Annotated in this window: 18 protein-coding genes; 9 read left to right on the top strand and 9 right to left on the bottom strand. The window is 51.1% G+C overall.

What is annotated here, in order from left to right; all coding sequences use genetic code 11:
- Positions 1-79 precede the first annotated feature (79 nt).
- Entirely contained in the window at positions 80-280 is a 201-nt protein-coding gene (locus AC2IBB_RS26520) for a SlyX family protein (RefSeq protein WP_486329709.1), read from the bottom strand.
- Positions 281-684: 404 nt separating this feature from the next.
- Here AC2IBB_RS26520 and AC2IBB_RS26515 point away from each other — a divergent pair, with 404 nt between their 5' ends.
- Entirely contained in the window at positions 685-1161 is a 477-nt protein-coding gene (locus tag AC2IBB_RS26515) for a cold-shock protein (RefSeq protein ID WP_486329708.1), read from the top strand.
- A gap of 47 nt (positions 1162-1208) precedes the next feature.
- Here AC2IBB_RS26515 and AC2IBB_RS26510 read toward each other — a convergent pair whose 3' ends face one another.
- The 8 genes from AC2IBB_RS26510 to map all read right to left on the bottom strand — a co-directional run bounded on the left by AC2IBB_RS26510 (position 1209) and on the right by map (position 9476).
- On the bottom strand, positions 1209-1604 hold the full coding sequence (locus AC2IBB_RS26510; RefSeq protein ID WP_486329707.1) for a hypothetical protein: 396 nt from the start codon (positions 1602-1604) through the stop codon (positions 1209-1211).
- A gap of 3 nt (positions 1605-1607) precedes the next feature.
- Positions 1608-1910 carry a hypothetical protein gene (locus tag AC2IBB_RS26505; RefSeq protein ID WP_486329706.1) on the bottom strand — a complete coding sequence of 101 codons (303 nt, stop codon included), beginning with the start codon at positions 1908-1910 and terminating at the stop codon, positions 1608-1610.
- 31 nt (positions 1911-1941) lie between these two features.
- The gene (dapE, locus tag AC2IBB_RS26500; RefSeq protein ID WP_486329705.1) at positions 1942-3093 is read right to left on the bottom strand and encodes a succinyl-diaminopimelate desuccinylase; all 1152 of its coding nucleotides are present in this window, start codon (positions 3091-3093) and stop codon (positions 1942-1944) included.
- Positions 3094-3209: 116 nt separating this feature from the next.
- Positions 3210-4235, bottom strand: a complete 1026-nt coding sequence (gene dapD / locus AC2IBB_RS26495) for a 2,3,4,5-tetrahydropyridine-2,6-dicarboxylate N-succinyltransferase (RefSeq protein WP_486329704.1) — start codon at positions 4233-4235, stop codon at positions 3210-3212.
- Positions 4236-4310: 75 nt separating this feature from the next.
- On the bottom strand, positions 4311-4661 hold the full coding sequence (locus AC2IBB_RS26490) for an ArsC family reductase (RefSeq protein WP_486329703.1): 351 nt from the start codon (positions 4659-4661) through the stop codon (positions 4311-4313).
- Between the two features lie 66 nt (positions 4662-4727).
- Positions 4728-5921 (bottom strand): succinyldiaminopimelate transaminase, encoded by a 1194-nt coding sequence (gene dapC / locus AC2IBB_RS26485; RefSeq protein WP_486329702.1) that lies wholly within the window; start codon positions 5919-5921, stop codon positions 4728-4730.
- Positions 5922-5968: 47 nt separating this feature from the next.
- The gene (locus AC2IBB_RS26480; RefSeq protein ID WP_486329701.1) at positions 5969-8689 is read right to left on the bottom strand and encodes a [protein-PII] uridylyltransferase; all 2721 of its coding nucleotides are present in this window, start codon (positions 8687-8689) and stop codon (positions 5969-5971) included.
- A gap of 16 nt (positions 8690-8705) precedes the next feature.
- Positions 8706-9476 (bottom strand): type I methionyl aminopeptidase, encoded by a 771-nt coding sequence (gene map, locus AC2IBB_RS26475; RefSeq protein ID WP_486329700.1) that lies wholly within the window; start codon positions 9474-9476, stop codon positions 8706-8708.
- Between the two features lie 382 nt (positions 9477-9858).
- Between map and rpsB the strand changes: the two genes are divergently transcribed.
- The 8 genes from rpsB to rseP all read left to right on the top strand — a co-directional run bounded on the left by rpsB (position 9859) and on the right by rseP (position 17298).
- A complete protein-coding gene (rpsB, locus tag AC2IBB_RS26470) occupies positions 9859-10620 on the top strand; it encodes a 30S ribosomal protein S2 (protein WP_127969043.1) in 762 nt (253 codons plus the stop codon).
- Positions 10621-10704: 84 nt separating this feature from the next.
- Positions 10705-11565 (top strand): translation elongation factor Ts, encoded by an 861-nt coding sequence (tsf, locus tag AC2IBB_RS26465; protein ID WP_486329699.1) that lies wholly within the window; start codon positions 10705-10707, stop codon positions 11563-11565.
- Positions 11566-11700: 135 nt separating this feature from the next.
- On the top strand, positions 11701-12435 hold the full coding sequence (pyrH, locus tag AC2IBB_RS26460; RefSeq protein ID WP_486329698.1) for a UMP kinase: 735 nt from the start codon (positions 11701-11703) through the stop codon (positions 12433-12435).
- A 4-nt stretch (positions 12436-12439) separates the two neighbouring features.
- The gene (frr, locus tag AC2IBB_RS26455; protein WP_486329697.1) at positions 12440-12997 is read left to right on the top strand and encodes a ribosome recycling factor; all 558 of its coding nucleotides are present in this window, start codon (positions 12440-12442) and stop codon (positions 12995-12997) included.
- A gap of 33 nt (positions 12998-13030) precedes the next feature.
- Positions 13031-13855: a polyprenyl diphosphate synthase gene (gene uppS / locus AC2IBB_RS26450; protein ID WP_486329696.1), complete on the top strand. Its 825-nt coding sequence runs from the start codon at positions 13031-13033 to the stop codon at positions 13853-13855.
- A gap of 2 nt (positions 13856-13857) precedes the next feature.
- Positions 13858-14688 (top strand): phosphatidate cytidylyltransferase, encoded by an 831-nt coding sequence (locus tag AC2IBB_RS26445; RefSeq protein WP_486329695.1) that lies wholly within the window; start codon positions 13858-13860, stop codon positions 14686-14688.
- A gap of 3 nt (positions 14689-14691) precedes the next feature.
- A complete protein-coding gene (ispC, locus tag AC2IBB_RS26440; protein WP_486329694.1) occupies positions 14692-15903 on the top strand; it encodes a 1-deoxy-D-xylulose-5-phosphate reductoisomerase in 1212 nt (403 codons plus the stop codon).
- A gap of 42 nt (positions 15904-15945) precedes the next feature.
- Positions 15946-17298 carry an RIP metalloprotease RseP gene (gene rseP / locus AC2IBB_RS26435; RefSeq protein ID WP_486329693.1) on the top strand — a complete coding sequence of 451 codons (1353 nt, stop codon included), beginning with the start codon at positions 15946-15948 and terminating at the stop codon, positions 17296-17298.
- Positions 17299-17302: the final 4 nt, after the last annotated feature.

Genomic DNA, 17302 nt, shown 5'->3' with positions numbered 1-17302 from the left:
ACTGAAGTAACAAGATGTGAATGAAGCATATGGCAGCTGCCGATGTTGGGGGTTGCGGCTGAGGGTTGATTTAAGAGGCTCAATAATGCGGAGGAGGCCCCTCATCCCCGTCTTCAGGCAGCAGTTCTCTCACGCTTTCAAGCTGCTCTCGAAGGTTGTCCAGCTGGCTTTCCAGTTTTCCTATCCGTTTGTCTTGTTGGTAAATCGTGTCGTTGAGCGATGCGATCAGGTCGTCCAGGAAAGCAATTTTGGTTTCCAAATCGGTGACTCTTTGTTCCATTCGTTAGCCCTTAGCGTCAGTCGAACGTCGGATAGGTGCGGGAGGCCAAAAAATATAGGCCATAAGTCATAAAGTTGTACCCGCGTACTACGTAATATATGTCTCGATTTGCTATTATAAGGACTTCTTAGATGATTTCGATTCTAAATCATCGAGAGCGGAGCGTTCGGAGAAGCCTTTTTTAATTTTGTCGGTCGCTTTTTAGTCTAGCTGGTTTTCTGAAGATTTCCGCCTGGGTCTATGGGCTGACCGAACCGGCGCTCTGATGTTTAGGCTTGGTGGAGGGGGGCTTTCGGTATCATCCATGCCGTATTCGGAATGATATGAAACACACTCGTAAGTCTCTCCATCTCAGCCATTGGGGTGTTTTTTTGTTCCAAAATAATTATTTGTAGAGTTAATAAATGAAAGATAATAATTCAGTAAAAATGATGATTGCAGTGATTGCCGGTCTTATTCTTCCTATCGTGCTTGGCGTTGCGCTGAGTCTTTTCGGTATGCAGCCCACTTTTTCCTTCTTGGCGGACGGCAGTGGATTAACCAGTCTCTTAACTTCTGGCGCAGGTATTGGCGTTTACCTTATTACTGCAGCGCTATTTATTCTGGCTGGTTTTCTGCCGGCGATATTGAGTGGGAGCTCAGAAGAGTCTTACGAAGAAGACAACGCCAATGACGAGCGCGAGTCGGGAATTGTAAAGTGGTTCAACCCGAACAAAGGGTTTGGCTTTATTACCCGTGAAGCTGGCGACGATATATTTGTTCACTTTCGTTCTATCCGTGGTAGAGGTCATCGTTCTCTGCGTCAAGGGCAGAAAGTGAGATTTCGTACAGTAGAGGGCGATAAAGGTCTGCAGGCGGAGGATGTCTCTCCCGTTCGCTGATACGGATTTTACATCTCAAGCATGAAAAAGGGCGGTTTATCCGCCCTTTAATCTTTCCAGTTACATTGTTTTTCGCCGTTTTGGTTGATTTTCCACCATAAGTCCGGCGCATCTTCTTCTTCATCTTCTATCCATCCGCTGGCGGAGCAGCGTACTTCCTTGTTAAGGCTGGAGAATGCGCAGCGAGCGCAATCAAGATCAGTTTCCCAGGGGGTGGAGGAGGAGTCAAACCAGACGCTGGTAAAGCGTTTACCGGACGCCTTCTCGACAATGATGACAGGAATGCTGGCTCCGTTGTAATTGGTGCGAATCTTGTGTGTATTCCCCTCCACCAGAGGCGCTCCCTCAATGGTTAGATGTTTTTTTAGCCATTCGCATATATCTGGAATGTTAGTGTCCAGAATATAGATTTCGATATCGGGATAGCGGGGGGCATTTTGCATATATCAGGGCTCTTTCCGGTTGCCATTATCATTGGCGAAATTGGATAAACGTATAATAAGTAAGCGAATATAGCCATACGCCGCCATTACCAGGCCAACAATAAGGAGCGCAAGCACAATCAGGTTGAACAGGTCCTGAGCCAGTGTTGCGGCATGCGCCGCATTGGATATCACTAGCGTCGCCATTGCGCATATAGCGGTGACGCCCCCGCACAGAAAACACTGAAAGGCGCGAGCTTGGTCATAGTCCCGCTTTTTCAGTAAGCGCATCAACCGCTTTATGGCGCTGGGTTGGGGCGAGGGCATATGTTTAGCTCCGGCCTGCTTATTATTGAATCTATTTTGATTCAACTACCAGTAATTCTTCCAATACATGTTCATAAATGCTGCTGAGCTGGTCAATCTCGCTGACCAGGACTTGCTCATTGATTCGATGTATGGTTGCGTTACAAGGGCCTAATTCCACAACTTGCGCGCCAGTCGGCGCAATAAAGCGACCGTCGGATGTTCCGCCGCTGGTTGAGAGTGTCGTATCCGCGCCGCGAACATGTTTGATCGCTTTCTGAGTCGCTTCAATCAGAGCGCCTTTACTGGTTAGAAAGGGCTCTCCATATAAGCGCCACTCAATGTCGTAGTCCAGCCCATGCTTTTGAAGAATGGCTTCGCTTCTTTGCTTGATGATGTCAGCGTTCAGCTCGGTGGAAAAACGTAGATTGAACATGACGTTAAGCTCGCCTGGTATCACATTGGTGGCGCCGGTTCCGCCATTGATGTTGGAGATTTGCAGGCTGGTGGCGGGGAAAAAGTCGTTGCCATCGTCCCACTTTTCATTCGCTAACTCCGCGAGGGCGGGCGCTGCTTTATGAATTGGATTGTCGGCCAAGTGAGGATAAGCGACATGGCCTTGGACGCCTTTGACGGTCAGGGTGGCGCCAAGTGAGCCTCGGCGACCATTCTTGATGACGTCGCCTACAGTATGGGTGCTGGAGGGCTCGCCGACAACGCACCAGTCAATGACTTCGCCTTTATTGACTAAATACTCCACGACCTTAACAGTGCCGTTTACAGCATGGCCCTCTTCATCACTGGTGATCAGCCAGCCGATAGAGCCTCTATGGTTGGGGTGCTTTTCAACGAAGCGCTCGCAGGCAGTCATAAAAGCGGCCAGACTGCCTTTCATGTCTGCAGCGCCTCTACCATGTAGCACGCCGTCCTTCACCTCGGCGGCAAAGGGAGGGTGTTCCCACTTTTCTTCGGGTCCTGTCGGAACGACATCGGTGTGGCCAGCGAAAACGACCAGAGGGGCTTGGGAGCCGCGTTTAGCCCAGAAGTTTTGAACCTCGCCAAAAGGAAGGTCGGTAATTTCAAATCCAATGGCTTGCAATCTTTGACTTAGTAGCTCTTGGCAGCCTGCGTCATGAGGGGTGACGGAGGGGCGCTTTATAAGGTCTACGGCCAGCTCCAGGGTAGGGGATAAGGGGTCGGTCATGATGCGCTCAACGAGTTAGGGGTTGCGTCTAAAAATAAGGCGGACGACTGGGGGTCAATCCGCCTTGCTGCATTTTATATCATTCAAGGGGCGGGTGGTCCCCCGCCGCACTGCTATCAGTTGTTTGCGTGCAACGCTTCGTTCAACTGAACCGCGGTTTTATTGGTGACGACTTCGATTCTGCCTGTTTCAGAGTTGCGGCGGAACAATAGGTCGTTTTGTCCTGCCAGCTCGCGGGCTTTGACGATTTTTGCAACCTCGCCTTTGTCGTCCATTACCGCCACTTTGGAGCCTGCAGTGATGTAAAGGCCTGCCTCAACTTTGCAGCGATCACCAAGGGGGATGCCTATTCCTGCGTTGGCGCCGATCAACGAGTTCTTGCCGACGGAGATAATGATAGCTCCGCCGCCGGACAGTGTGCCCATGGTGGAGCAACCGCCGCCAAGGTCAGAGCCTTCGCCAACCATGACGCCGGCGGAAATGCGCCCTTCGATCATGGATGCGCCTTCTGTGCCGGCATTAAAGTTAACGAAGCCCTCGTGCATGATGGTGGAGCCTTCGCCGATGTATGCGCCGAGTCTGACCCGCGCCGTATCGGCGATGCGTACGCCTTTGGGTACGACGTAATCGGTCATTTGGGGGAATTTGTCCACGGAAAATACACGCAGTGTTTCGCCATTGGCGCGTGTATTCAGCTGGCGGGCGGATAGCTCTTCAATGTCGATAGCTCCTTGTGAAGTCCAGGCCACATTGGGAAGTAGCGCGAAAATTCCTTCCAGGTTAATGCCGTGAGGCTTAACAAAGCGGTGAGATATCAGTTGCAGCTTTAAGTAAACTTCAGGGGGGGAAGAGGCTTTGCTGTCTTCCTCAATGATGACGGCTACCGTGGGGCGTTTGGAGTCACGTAGCGCCTTGGCTACTTGAGCCTGGGCAGGTTGATTTGCTTTGTCGAACGCAGTCGCCAAAGCCTCCAGTTTTTGCGGATCAAGTTCCTGCGTCTGGTTGCCGCCGGCGTAGCCCAGTGTATCCTGCAGCAGGCTTTTCACGTCCGCCGCCGGATTCCACAGTGGGGCGGCGTAATAGGTTTCAAGCCAGTCTCCCTTGCTGTTCTTGGTTCCTACGCCAATGCCAAATGCCAACATGATGGTACCTTCTTTTGCTTAATGTTTAATGTCGTGGAGTGTCAGTTGCTTCAATACTGAAAGATTGCGATTTGCTCAGGCGTATTGTTCCAGCTGAGACGGGCTAAAGCCTGTAATGACCTCTCCAGAGGGAGTTTCTATTACTGGACGTTTGATAACAGAACTATGCTCCATTAATAGCTCAGCCGTCCTGGCTCCTGATTCAATGTCTGCTTTGTCTGAGTCGGAGAGTTTGCGCCAAGTGGTGCCCCGTTTATTGACCAGTGTTTCCACGCCTGCGGCGTTAAGCCAAGTGCTCAGGTTGCCTAGTGGAACGCCTGATTTTTTAAAGTCGTGGAAAGTATATTCAATATTATTGGCTTCCAACCATTTCCGGGCTTTTTTTACGGTGTCGCAGTTGCTGATTCCGTACACTTTCAAACTCATTGGGTCTGTTCACCTGTTGCTTTGCGGTAATTCTGACATTGAGCGATATGGCTCATGGCGATTTATCTATAGAGATTCTATGAATGATTTGATGCATTGGGCGGCCTCAATACACTCGTCCTCTGAGGCCACCAGCGCCATACGGACGCGCCCTGCTCCTGGGTTGACGCCATCTTGCTCTCTCCCTAGATAACGTCCGGGTAAAACGGTGAGGTTTTTCTCCGCATAAAGACGTTGTGAAAAGGCGTCGTCAGAGATTGGCGTTTGGGCCCAGAAGTAAAATGCGGCGTCAGGCATTTCCAGTGGCCAGCAGGGGGTAAGTATTTCCTTGAAGCTGTGGAATTTTCTTGCATACATGGCGCGATTTTGCCGTACATGTTCTTCGTCGCTCCATAGCGCTATGGAGGCGAGTTGCGTTGGAATGGGCATTGAGCAGCCATGGTAGGTGCGGTAACGAAGAAACTCCCGAAGTATATTGGCGTCGCCAGCCACAAATCCTGATCGTAATCCGGGAACATTGGAGCGCTTTGACAGGCTGTGAAATACGACGCAGCGGCGATAGTCATTGCGTCCCATATTTGCGCAGGCCTCCAGCAGGCCGATTGGCGCAGTGGACTCGTCGAAATAGATCTCCGAGTAACACTCATCTGATGCAATGATGAAGTTGTGCTCGTCAGCCAGGGCGATCAGTTTTTTCAATGTCTCTGCAGGGATGACGCGTCCAGTTGGGTTCCCAGGGCTGCAAAGGAATAGAAGCTGGCAGCGCTTCCAGACAGAGTTTGGGACGGAGTCGAAATCAGGAATAAAGTTGTTGCTCGCGTCACAAGACAAATAATAGGGTTCCGCACCAGCAAGATAAGCTGCGCCCTCATATATTTGGTAGAACGGATTGGGGGTGACGACAAGGGCTTGCTGACTGGAATCGATAACTGCTTGAGCAAAGGCGAACAGGGCTTCTCGAGTGCCATTAACTGGCAGCACTTGAGTTTCTGGGTCTACGCCCCCCTCCAGGTTGAAGCGCTTTTCAAGCCATGAGCCAATGGCGCTGCGCAGTTCTGGTTCGCCTTTAGTGGTGGGATAGCGGGAAAGAGCATGCATATTTGCCTGCAGCACATCCAAGGCAAATTCTGGCGGCGCATGTTTGGGTTCGCCTATAGAAAGAGCAATATGTCGCAAACTCGCTGGCGGCTGGGCTGATTGTTTCAATTGCGCCAGCTTTTCAAAAGGATAGGGCTGTAGACGGGATAGGTTCGGGTTCATATCTTTGCCGTTACTCCAGAGCCTGTCGCCAACAAAGTGTCGGGCGACTATAGTTCTTTGCTGTTCTGTTGATCCAATTGTCCGCAGATGTCGTCCCGTAGTGTTTGACAGAGTTCTGGGTCGCTCAGCGGTGCGCCATTAATGTCTGTCAGAACGAAAACGTCCTCTACGCGTTCGCCAAGCGTCGCGATGCGGGCGGTGACCAGCTCCACTTCGTGTTCCAGCAGAATGCTGCCTATGCGGGCAAGCAGGCCTGGACGGTCGGGAGTGATGATCTCCATAACTGTGCGTTGGTTGACAGTGTCATTACTGAAGGTGACTTCTGTAGGGAAGTAAAAATGCTTCAGTTGCCGAGGAGTGCGTCGCTTGATGACGTCGGGGTAGTGCTCTGGGTTGCTTAACTCTCTCTCAAGGCGCTGAGAAATCTGCTTTTTACTGACAGCGCCGCTCGTACCCGCGTCGGCGCTGCTGACGACGAATGAGCCCAGACTGAACCTGTCGGTGGCGCAGTTGATACGGGCTTCGGCGATGTTAAGACGCAATTGTTCTAAAGTGGCGGTCGTGGCGGCGAATAAATCATCGCGGGCGCGCTGATATACCATGATCTGCATATAGCCTTCCGCTTCGCCGCCTTTGGCGTCCCGAATTAATACGAGCGGTTCGGTGGAGTCGCCATGGCGGATGATGGCTGCCGTCTGCCATGCGATCTCGCCAGTGGAATCCTGCAAAAAGTACTCTTCTTCTAAGGCGACCCAAATGGCGTCGATATTATCGTCGCTGAAATCCTGTGAATGTAATATTTCGCGTGCTTCCGCCTGGGTGTCCGCAACCCATTGGCTGCGGTCGGGCGGCGTATCCAGCCCGCGACGTATTGCCCGCTTGGTTTCGCTGTAGAGCTGGCGCAGGAGGGCGGCGCGCCAAGTATTCCACAGCTTAGGATTGGTGGCGCTGATGTCGCAGACAGTGAGTGTGTAGAGGTAATCCAAATGTATCTGCGAGTCTATCTTACTGGCGAACTCATGTATCACTTCCGGGTCGGAAGGGTCTTTGCGCTGCGCCGTCATAGACATTAACAGGTGATTGCGAACCAGCCAGGCAACCAGACTGGTATCCCGTTGGCTGAGGTGGTGCCTCTTGCAGAACGCCTCGACATCCTCGGCCCCAAGCTCGGAATGGTCGCCACCGCGCCCTTTTGCGATGTCATGATAAATGCCGGCGATGTATAAAAGCTCCAGTTTGGGGAGTCGATATACCAGCCGGGTCGCTAGAGGGTAGTCTTTAACGCTTTCAGGGTTGCGTAGACGGATCATGTTACGAATAACGTGAATAGTGTGGGCGTCTACGGTGTAGATATGGAACAGGTCGTGCTGCATTTTGCCGACGATGCGGCCAAACTCAGGGAGATATTTTCCTAGCACGCCATATCGTTTCATGGACGAAAGCGTCCGGTGCAGGGCGTGAGGCGTCTTCAGAATTTCCATGAACAAGGATGTGTTCGCCAGATCACCGCGGAACTTGTCGTCAATGAGGTGTCGGTGAGCTCTGATCGCCCGTATGGTATTGGCGCGAATGCCCCTGACTTGAGGACTTTGCGCCATAAGCAGAAAAACTTCCACCAGGGCGAAAGGTTGATAGGCGAATATCTGATTGTTTATGGCTTCAATGTAGTCGTTGCGAATGTGAAAGCGTCGGTTAAGCGGCACAATGACTTCTTCATCATCGGCATGCAGTATGATTTCATCAAAGTACTGTAAGACCACATCGTTGAGTTCGCCTAGCGCCATAGCATAGCGGTAGTACTCCTGCATCATCTGCTCAACGCCCAGTCCCTCCTCACGATCAACGTAGCCCAGCAGGTTGGCCAGTGAGCGCTGGTGGTCGAATAGCAGCCTGTTTTCGTTGCGCCCCGCCAGCATTTGCAGGCCGTATCTTAAACGCCAAAGGTAGGCTTCTCCTTCCCGTAATGTGCTGTGTTCGTCTGCAGTCAGAAAATCGTAAGCCGTTTCGCTGTTGCTGCTCTCGTTACAGAAGTGGCGCTTGGTGATCCAGCCTATAGTCTGGATGTCGCGCAATGTGCCTGGGGAGGTTTTGATATTGGGCTCAAGGTTGTATTCCGTATCGCCGTACTTCTGATGCCTTTCCAGCTGCTCGTCGCGTTTGGCGCTAAAGAAGCGCTGGTCGGTCCAGGACTCGTCCGAGTATGCTCTGCGGCTGAGTTCGCTGCGAAGGGCGGATGCGCCAGCGAGCGCGCGAGTTTCAAGCAGGTTGGTGGCGATCGTTATGTCTGTAGAGGCTTTGGCGATAGACTCTGAAACCGTGCGGACGCTATGTCCAATGTCGAGATTTAAATCCCATAGCAGTGTGATGAAGCCTTCTATGGCTAGGCCAAACTCCTCAATATTGGCGTCATCGTCAAGCAGGATCAGTAAGTCGATATCCGAGTGAGGAAGGAGTTCACTGCGTCCGTAGCCGCCTACGGCCAGCAGGCATATTTGCTCTGGGGACGACCAGTCTATGCCTGACCATAAAGCTTTCAGCACTTGGTCTATATATGCTGCGCGACCTGCGACCAGTTCTCTAATGGCGGAACCCGACTTGAATCGTTCGTGCAGCCGTTCTGTGGCGCTCTGTAATGAGTGTTTCAGAAAGCCCAGGGCGGGCTTTCCTTCTTTCAGAAGCTTGGCGTAGGCGTCCGCGTCAAAGATAAGACGCTTATCAAGCCTTGTCGGCGGCGCTTCCGTTAATGCTTGGTCGCTTTGTGCAGTCATAAATCGGATTTATTGACTAGAAAGACTCTTCGCTGCGCTTGGTTAGAACTTCGTACCCATCTGCCGTCACCAGAATGGTGTGTTCCCATTGAGCTGAAAGCTTATGGTCCTTAGTGACGACTGTCCAGCCGTCGGGCAGCAATTTGCAATGGCGTTTGCCCTGATTGATCATCGGCTCAATGGTGAAGGTCATGCCTTCTTTGATTGTCATGCCAGTTCCCGGCGCGCCGTAGTGCATAACCTGCGGCTCTTCGTGAAAAACTGCGCCGATGCCGTGGCCACAGTATTCTCTCACTACTGAATAATGCTGGCTTTCAGCATACTGTTGAATTACATGGCCAATATCGCCAAGGCGAACACCCGGCTTTACCAGCTCGATGCCTTTGTAAAGGCACTCCTGAGTCACGCGCACCAGTCTCTCTGCAGCGATAGTAGGCTTGCCGACAAAGAACATTTTGCTGGTGTCGCCGTGGTAGCCATCCTTTATAACAGTAATGTCAATGTTAACGGTGTCGCCGTTTTTCAGTACTTTTTTCTCGCTGGGAATGCCGTGACAAATTACGTGATTGACGGAAGTGCAGATGGACTTTGGAAACCCCTTGTAATTCAGCGGAGCAGGAATGGCCTGTTGGACTTCAGTGATGTACTTGTGGCATATCTCGTCCAGCTCGCCTGTGGTGACGCCTGGCTTTACGTGCTCTTCAATCATTTCCAGCACTTCGGCCGCCAAACGGCCGGCGACGCGCATCTTTTCGATTTCTTCAGGGGTTTTGATGGTAACTTTCATGCTCGCTTCTGAGGTTTCCAAATGCCTGTATCGGCAAACTGTGATTCTGTTGATTGTAAACGCTGCCGTATTGTAACTGGTTCGTAGAGTGAAGAAAAACCCGAGTTCCCTGCTGGGCTATCGTTCTTTTCGCTTCAACCATAGGGCGGCGGCGAGATGAGCGAGTAGTGCGGGCGCTAATAGCTGCGGGTCTATTTTTGCCTTTAAAAAAGTGGGGCTTTGTGGTATAAAGCGCGCCGGATTGAAATGCATCCTGAACTCAGGAGCTTCGATACCGTAAAAACACACATGCGTCGACACATGTTTCGGGTGCCGCTTAAATGAGGTTGGAGCATGGGATGCATGGAGGTTAAACCCAAAACAGCATAAAAGAGTAAAAGATATGTCAGAAGTTTCAATGAGAGACCTGCTGAAGGCAGGCGTTCACTTCGGTCACCAGACTCGTTTCTGGAACCCAAAAATGCGCAAATATATCTTCGGTGCGCGCAACAAGATTCATATCATCAACTTGGAGCATACTGTACCTGCTCTGAACGACGCCCTGCGGTTCGTTTCTAACTTGGCTGAAAAGAAAAATAAAATTCTTTTCGTTGGCACTAAGCGCGCCGCCGGTAAGATTATTAAAGAAGAAGCCGATCGCGCCAGCATGCCTTACGTTAACCATCGTTGGTTGGGTGGTATGCTGACTAACTACAAAACCATCCGTCAATCCATCCGTCGCTACCGTGACCTGGAAACTCAGAGTCAAGACGGTACTTTCGACAAGCTGACCAAGAAAGAAGTGTTGATGCTGCATCGTGAGATGGACAAGCTGGAAAGAAGCATTGGCGGTATCAAAGACATGGGCGGCCTGCCTGACGCATTGTTCGTGATCGACGTGGATCACGAGCGTATCGCAATCAAAGAAGCCAATAAGCTGGGTATCCCTGTCATTGGTGTGGTTGACACCAATAGCGATCCAGATGGCGTTGACTATGTAATTCCTGGTAACGATGACGCTATTCGCGCTATCCAGGTGTACGCCAAGGCTGTCGCCGACTCTTGCCTGGAAGGTCTGTCCTCTGCGGCGGGCAATGGCGATGAGTTCGTAGAAGTTAATGAAGCAGCTGCTTCCGCCGAAGAAGCTGCCGAAAAGTCAGAGTAATCTTAGGCATATAGAATGATCAAAAAGGGGACGATCTCCCCTTTTTTTTCAATTTTTCTGAACCTGACAAGTGAGGATTAAAAAATGGCGGCTATTTCAGCATCCATGGTAAAAGAACTGCGCGAGCGCACCGGTCTGGGCATGATGGAGTGCAAGAAGGCGCTTGTTGAAGCGGATGGCGACATCGAAAAAGCGATTGAAGATCTTCGTAAAAGCAGTGGCATGAAAGCAGCTAAAAAGGCTGGTCGTGTATCCGCTGATGGCGTGGTTGCGGTTAAAGTCAGTGACGACAATAGTTATGCGGTTGTCGTTGAAGTCAATAGCGAAACTGATTTCGTTGCCCGTGATGAAAACTTCCTTGGCTTTGTAGGCGGCGTTGTAGGTGAAGCCTTCGATAAAAAGACGGCTGACGTTGCGGCTCTGATGGACTCTGGTCTGGAAGAGAAACGTCAGGCTCTGGTGCAGAAAATTGGTGAAAACATCAATGTTCGTCGTGCGTCTATGCTGTCGTCTGATGTAGTTGGCGCATATGTTCACGGGAATAACCGTATCGCTGTGCTTGTTGCTCTGAATGGCGGTAGCGCTGAGCTGGCCAAAGATATCGCAATGCACATCGCAGCAGTTAATCCTCAGTACGTTTCTCGTGATGACGTTAGCGATGAAGTTATCGCGAAAGAGCGCGAAATTTACAAGGCGCAGGCCGACCAAAGCGGCAAGCCGGCAGAAATCGTCGACAAGATGGTGGATGGCCGTATCAGCAAGTTCCTGGCGGAAATCAGCTTGTTGGAGCAGGCTTTCGTTAAAGATCCAGACATCAAAGTTGGTGATCTGGTGAAGAAAGCTGGCGCTCAAGTGGTCGCAATGGTGCGCTACGAAGTTGGTGAAGGTATTGAAAAAGAAGAAGTGGATTTCGCTGCAGAAGTTGCTGCTCAGCTGAAAGGCTAATTTCTTCTTTTTGTGTGAATTTGTGGCGAGAGCGGTATACTCTGCTCTCGCCACTTTAGTATCTGGAGGTTGGAAATAGCCTCTCTGCTTCTCTTCAACTTGCCAAGCAAGCGTGCAACACAGGTGAAATGATATATGCCCCCGTCCGCTCAAACTCAGCCCAAATATAAGCGTGTACTGTTAAAACTCTCAGGTGAGGCGCTCATGGGAGAAGAGAACTTCGGAATAGACCCGAAAGTGCTCAATCGCATGGCGTTGGAAATTGGCCAGCTAATAGGCATAGGGGTTCAGGTTGGTTTGGTCATTGGGGGAGGGAACCTTTTTCGTGGTAAGGCGTTGCAGGACGCAGGCATGGATAGAGTGACCGGCGACCATATGGGAATGCTGGCGACTGTTATGAATGCGTTGGCTATGCGTGATGCGCTGGAACGCTCCAATATCGCCACTCGGGTTATGTCCGCTATTCCAATGAGCGGAGTTGTTGAACATTATGATCGTCGTCGTGCGATTCGCGATTTAAAAGAAGGCGACGTGGTGATATTTTGCGCTGGCACAGGCAACCCGTTTTTTACAACTGATTCAGCGGCGTGTCTGCGCGGCATTGAAATTGACGCTGACGTCGTCTTGAAGGCCACTAAAGTAGATGGCGTATATTCCGACGATCCAATGAAAGTGTCCGACGCGGTAAAATATGATCGTCTCACCTATGATGAAGTGCTGGAGCGGAAGCTTGGCGTCATGGATTTAACCGCTATTTGTCTGTGTCGCGACCATAATATGCCTGTGCGGGTTTTTGACATGAACAAGGCTAGCGCGTTGATCAATATCGTAGTGGGTATGGAAGAAGGTACATTGATAGAGCGAGGGTAAAGCCGTGATAAATGATATTAAGAAACAATCTGAGCAAAAAATGAAGAAGTCTATCGAGGCGCTGGGGCATGCCTTCGCTAAGATTCGGACTGGTCGGGCTAACCCTGCGATTTTGGAATCGGTTATGGTTCCATATTATGGTTCTGACACGCCTTTGACTCAGGTCGCCAATGTAGTTGTGGAAGACGCCAGGACTCTGAGCGTGACGCCTTGGGAAAAAAACATGGTGCCACAAATCGAAAAGGCTATCCTGAAGTCTGACTTGGGTCTTAACCCATCTACCGCTGGTACAGTCATTCGGGTGCCAATGCCTGCGTTGACGGAAGAGACGCGTAAGGAGCTGGTGAAGACAGCTCGCGGAGAGGCGGAAAACACCAGGGTGGCGATTCGTAATCTGCGCCGTGATGCAAACGCAGATATCAAAACACTGCTGAAAGACAAAGAAATTTCTGAAGACGAAGAGAAGCGCGGACTGGATGACATCCAGAAGTTGACTGACAAGTATATTGCTGAAGTCGACCGTGTTCTTGCTGAAAAAGAAAAAGACCTGATGGCTGTGTAAGTCATGAAGGGCGGCTGGATGTTGGAGGGCTAAATGTCGACGGCTGATATTCCTTTGGTTGGGACCAGCAAACCTCGCCATGTGGCGATCATCATGGATGGTAATAATCGCTGGGCGAAGCAGCGTCGACTTCCCGGTGTGGCTGGCCACAAAGCTGGCGTCGATTCTGTGCGGGCGGTTGTGGAAACTTGCGCCCGGCATGGCGTTGAAGTTCTCACTTTGTTTGCGTTCAGTAGTGAAAACTGGCGGCGTCCCGAGGAAGAAGTGGGCGCTCTGATGCGCCTGTTTCTCGTCGCATTGCAGCGAGAAGTCCGTAAGCTTAATCGCAACAATATCCAGCTGCGAATCATTGGCGATCGTTCAAAGTTTAACTCTACTTTGCAGCAGCATATGCAGGATGCTGAAGGGTTAACCTCCGGCAATACTGGCATGACGCTGGCGATCGCCGCGAATTACGGCGGGCATTGGGATATTACTCAAGCCGCTCGTCGCATCGCTGAAAAAGTGGAGCAAGGCGTTATTCGCTCCGAAGATATTGATGATAACCTGATGCAACAATATGTTGAGTTAGGCGACCTCCCACCTCCTGACTTGTGTATTCGCACTGCTGGCGAGCAGAGGATCAGCAATTTTCTACTATGGCAGCTGGCATACACAGAGTTGTATTTTGCAGATGTTTTCTGGCCTGACTTCCGTACAGAGCAAATGGAGTTAGCGTTGGCGGCCTATAGTCACAGGAAAAGGCGGTTTGGTCAGACCGACGATCAGGTTGACCGTCGCTTAGCTGAAGATGGTGGGGTTCAAGCAGAGCGCCCGTCTTCTTTTGAATTCGCCACTAACCCTTCTGCAAAGCGTTAATCGTGCTAAAACAAAGAATAATTACCGCGCTGATTCTCCTTCCTTTATTTTTGGCGGGGGTGGCGCTGACCGATGTGTTCGGCTTTTCTCTCTTTATCGGAGCGATTGTGACTTTAGCTGCGTGGGAGTGGGCGCAAATATGCGGCTTGACCTCACAAACTTCTCGCGCGAGTTACGCTGCGATGACTGCGGTGGTGCTCCTGGCATGCTCTCATCTGCCCGCAATTCTTATTCTTTCCATTGCGTTGCTTTGGTGGGTTGGCGCCTTGGCGATTGTTTTGACTTACCCTGCTTCTAAGGCTTTCTGGACCCCTCCTGTGACTAGGGCGGTAACGGGGCTATTGATATTGGTCCCGGCGTGGAAGGCGTTAGTGTCGATCCGCGGCGGAGTTTTTGTTCTTGAGCCTGGCTTTGATACCAAATGGGTGATTCTCTATATCTTTCTCATCGTATGGTTTGCTGATATCGGCGCCTATTTCGCCGGCAAGACTTTTGGCAAGAATAAGCTCGCTCCTCACGTTAGTCCTGGGAAGTCATGGGAGGGCGCTATTGGCGGTTTATTGGCTGTTTCGGTTTTGCCATTTGCCATTAACTCATTTCTAAATCTCACACTGCCGCAACTTGTCGTGCTTTGGATGATGACGTTGTCAGCGGCGATTTTTTCAATAGTTGGCGATTTAATAGAGAGTCTGGGTAAACGTTTTGTCGGCTTGAAAGATAGCAGCCAGATTCTCCCGGGGCATGGCGGTATCTTTGACCGTATTGACAGTGTTACTGCCGCTGCCCCAGTGTTCCTCGTGTTGGCGATGTTTTCAGGCTGGATGCAGGGCTAGGGTATGAAGCGAGTTACGGTTTTAGGGGCGACAGGCTCGATTGGGCGCAGTACTTTGGATGTGATCGCCCGTCACCCTGACCGGTATGAACTTTATGCGGCGACGGCGCATAGCAATCTGGACGAGCTTTTTTCTATCTGCGTTAAGTATCGACCCGCGCTCGCTGTGGTCGCCACCGATGTGGGGGTAGCGGGACTAAGGCGGCGGTTGCTTGATGCGGGAGTGCCTACTGAGGTCAGGAGCGGGGTGGACGCAATGTGCGACGCCGCCTCTGTTAGCTGTGTCGATATTGTCGTTGCGGCGATTGTTGGCGCGGCTGGCCTGGCTCCGACTTTGGCTGCAGTTACTGCGGGGAAGCGGATTCTGCTTGCTAATAAGGAAGCGTTGGTGATGACGGGCAGCCTGTTCATGGAGGCTGTGAGACGGCATGGCGCCGAACTCCTTCCTATTGATAGTGAGCATAATGCGATTTACCAGTGTCTGCCGGGGGCTGCGCAGCGTCTGAGTGACTCTGCGTTACTGGCGGAGTGTGGCGTTACTCGTGTTTTACTGACTGCGTCCGGCGGTCCCTTTCGACATTTTTCTCCGCAGCAGTTGCGGCAAGTGACCCCAGAGCAGGCCTGTAAACATCCTAACTGGTCAATGGGGCGCAAAATTTCTGTTGATTCCGCAAGTTTGATGAACAAAGGGTTGGAATTAATTGAAGCGTGCTGGTTGTTTGATTTGAGTCCCGAATCTGTGCAGGTGCATCTGCACCCAGAATCAATTATTCACTCAATGGTTGAATATGTAGATGGCTCTATTCTGGCTCAGATGGGCAACCCTGATATGCGCACGCCTATTGCTTATGGGTTGGCTTGGCCAGAGAGGGTTGATGCTGGCGTTCAGCCGTTAGACCTGTTTTCCGTTGGTAGTTTACATTTTGAAAAGCCGGACAGAGAGCGCTTCCCTTGTCTGAGGCTGGCTGAGGAGTCTTTTGCCCTTGGCGGAACAGCTCCCGCTGCGGTGAATGCAGCCAATGAGGTGGCGGTGGACGCCTTTTTGCAAGGCGCCATCCGGTTTGTTGATATCCCGGTTGTTATTGAAAAGTGTTTGCGCAAAGGCGTAATTGTGACTGCGGATTCTGTCGAAACTGTAATTGAAGCTGACAGAGTAGCCCGTCAATATGCCTCGGAAACCATAAATGAACTGGCTGGCGGAGTTGTTGTTCCGTAAGTCTCACTAGTAGGTCGCTCGGATATATTTACAATAGAGAGCATGGAATTTTTTCAAAAAGCCTTAGCGTTTATAGTTACATTGGGGGTGCTGGTCACCATCCACGAATTCGGTCACTTTTGGGTGGCGCGGCGCTGTGGCGTCAAAATTCTGAGGTTTTCCGTCGGATTCGGGTCCCCACTGTTGTCATGGAAAGATAAACAAGGCACTGAGTTTGTTGTTGCGGCCTTACCTTTAGGCGGCTATGTCAAAATGCTGGATGAGAGGGAAGGTGACGTACCTATTGAAGAAAGGCATCTGACTTTCAATCAGCAAACCGTAGGCAAGCGTATCGCTATCGCGGCGGCGGGCCCAATTGCAAACTTTATATTCGCTGTTTTCGCCTACTGGTGTATGTTCGTTCTTGGCATACAAACACTTGCGCCAGTTGTTGGAGGCGTCGTTAATAACTCTCCTGCGCAGCAGGCGGGGATTGTAGAGGGAGCAGAGCTGACTAGCGTTGATGGTTCACCGGTGTACAGCTGGGGGGACGTTAACATGCAGCTCGTCGGCCGCCTTGGGGATTCCGGCGATATTAAGTTTGGATATCGCTTACCTGATGAAAGCCTCCCTCACGACGCGTCAGTGCCAATCAATGATTGGTTAGTTGGCAAAGTTGAGCCGAATCCCGCCTTTGAGCTTGGATTGAGAAGCTTTGTTCCCGATGCGCCTGCGATTGTTCATGGCGTAATTCAGGGGGGGCGCGCTCAGCAGGGAGGAATCGAGCCGGGAGATAAAATTCTGGCTGCTGAAGGTCGTCCCATCAGTAACTGGTCTGACTTTGTTGATGTGATTAAAGCATCTCCAGAGAAGTCGCTGACACTATCTCTTGAAAGAGCCGGGCGGTCGTTGGAGGTTAGTGTCCGCCCTGAAGGCAGAGAACAGAATGGACAAACTTATGGTGTAATTGGCGCGGAGGCGAGAGCAACGGAGTGGCCGCCGGGAATGCTGCGCGACGTGAAGTATTCACCATTGGTGGCGGTTGGCAAGGCGTTGGAAGAGACTTGGGACATGTCTGTATTGACGCTGACTGCACTGAAGAAAATTGTAACTGGACGGATTTCGGTTGAAAACCTTGGAGGGCCCATCACTATTGCATCGGCTGCAGGGATCTCCGCTAAGTCCGGATTTGAGGCTTTTCTAGGTTTTCTTGCTTATTTAAGCATAAGTCTGGGTATCCTGAATTTGTTGCCAATTCCGGTATTGGATGGCGGGCATTTATTGTATTATTTTGTCGAGCTTATTCGGGGCAAACCCTTATCTGAAGAAAAACAACAGCTTGGGATAAAAGTCGGGATGGCCCTCATTGCATTCGTAATGTTGTTAGCGTTCTATAACGACCTCTCCAAATTGTAGTAAA

This window comes from Hahella sp. NS-SX17, assembly GCF_057367735.1.
Note: the sequence above shows the minus strand (reverse complement) of the source record. Positions and strands in the feature narration are given on the sequence as shown.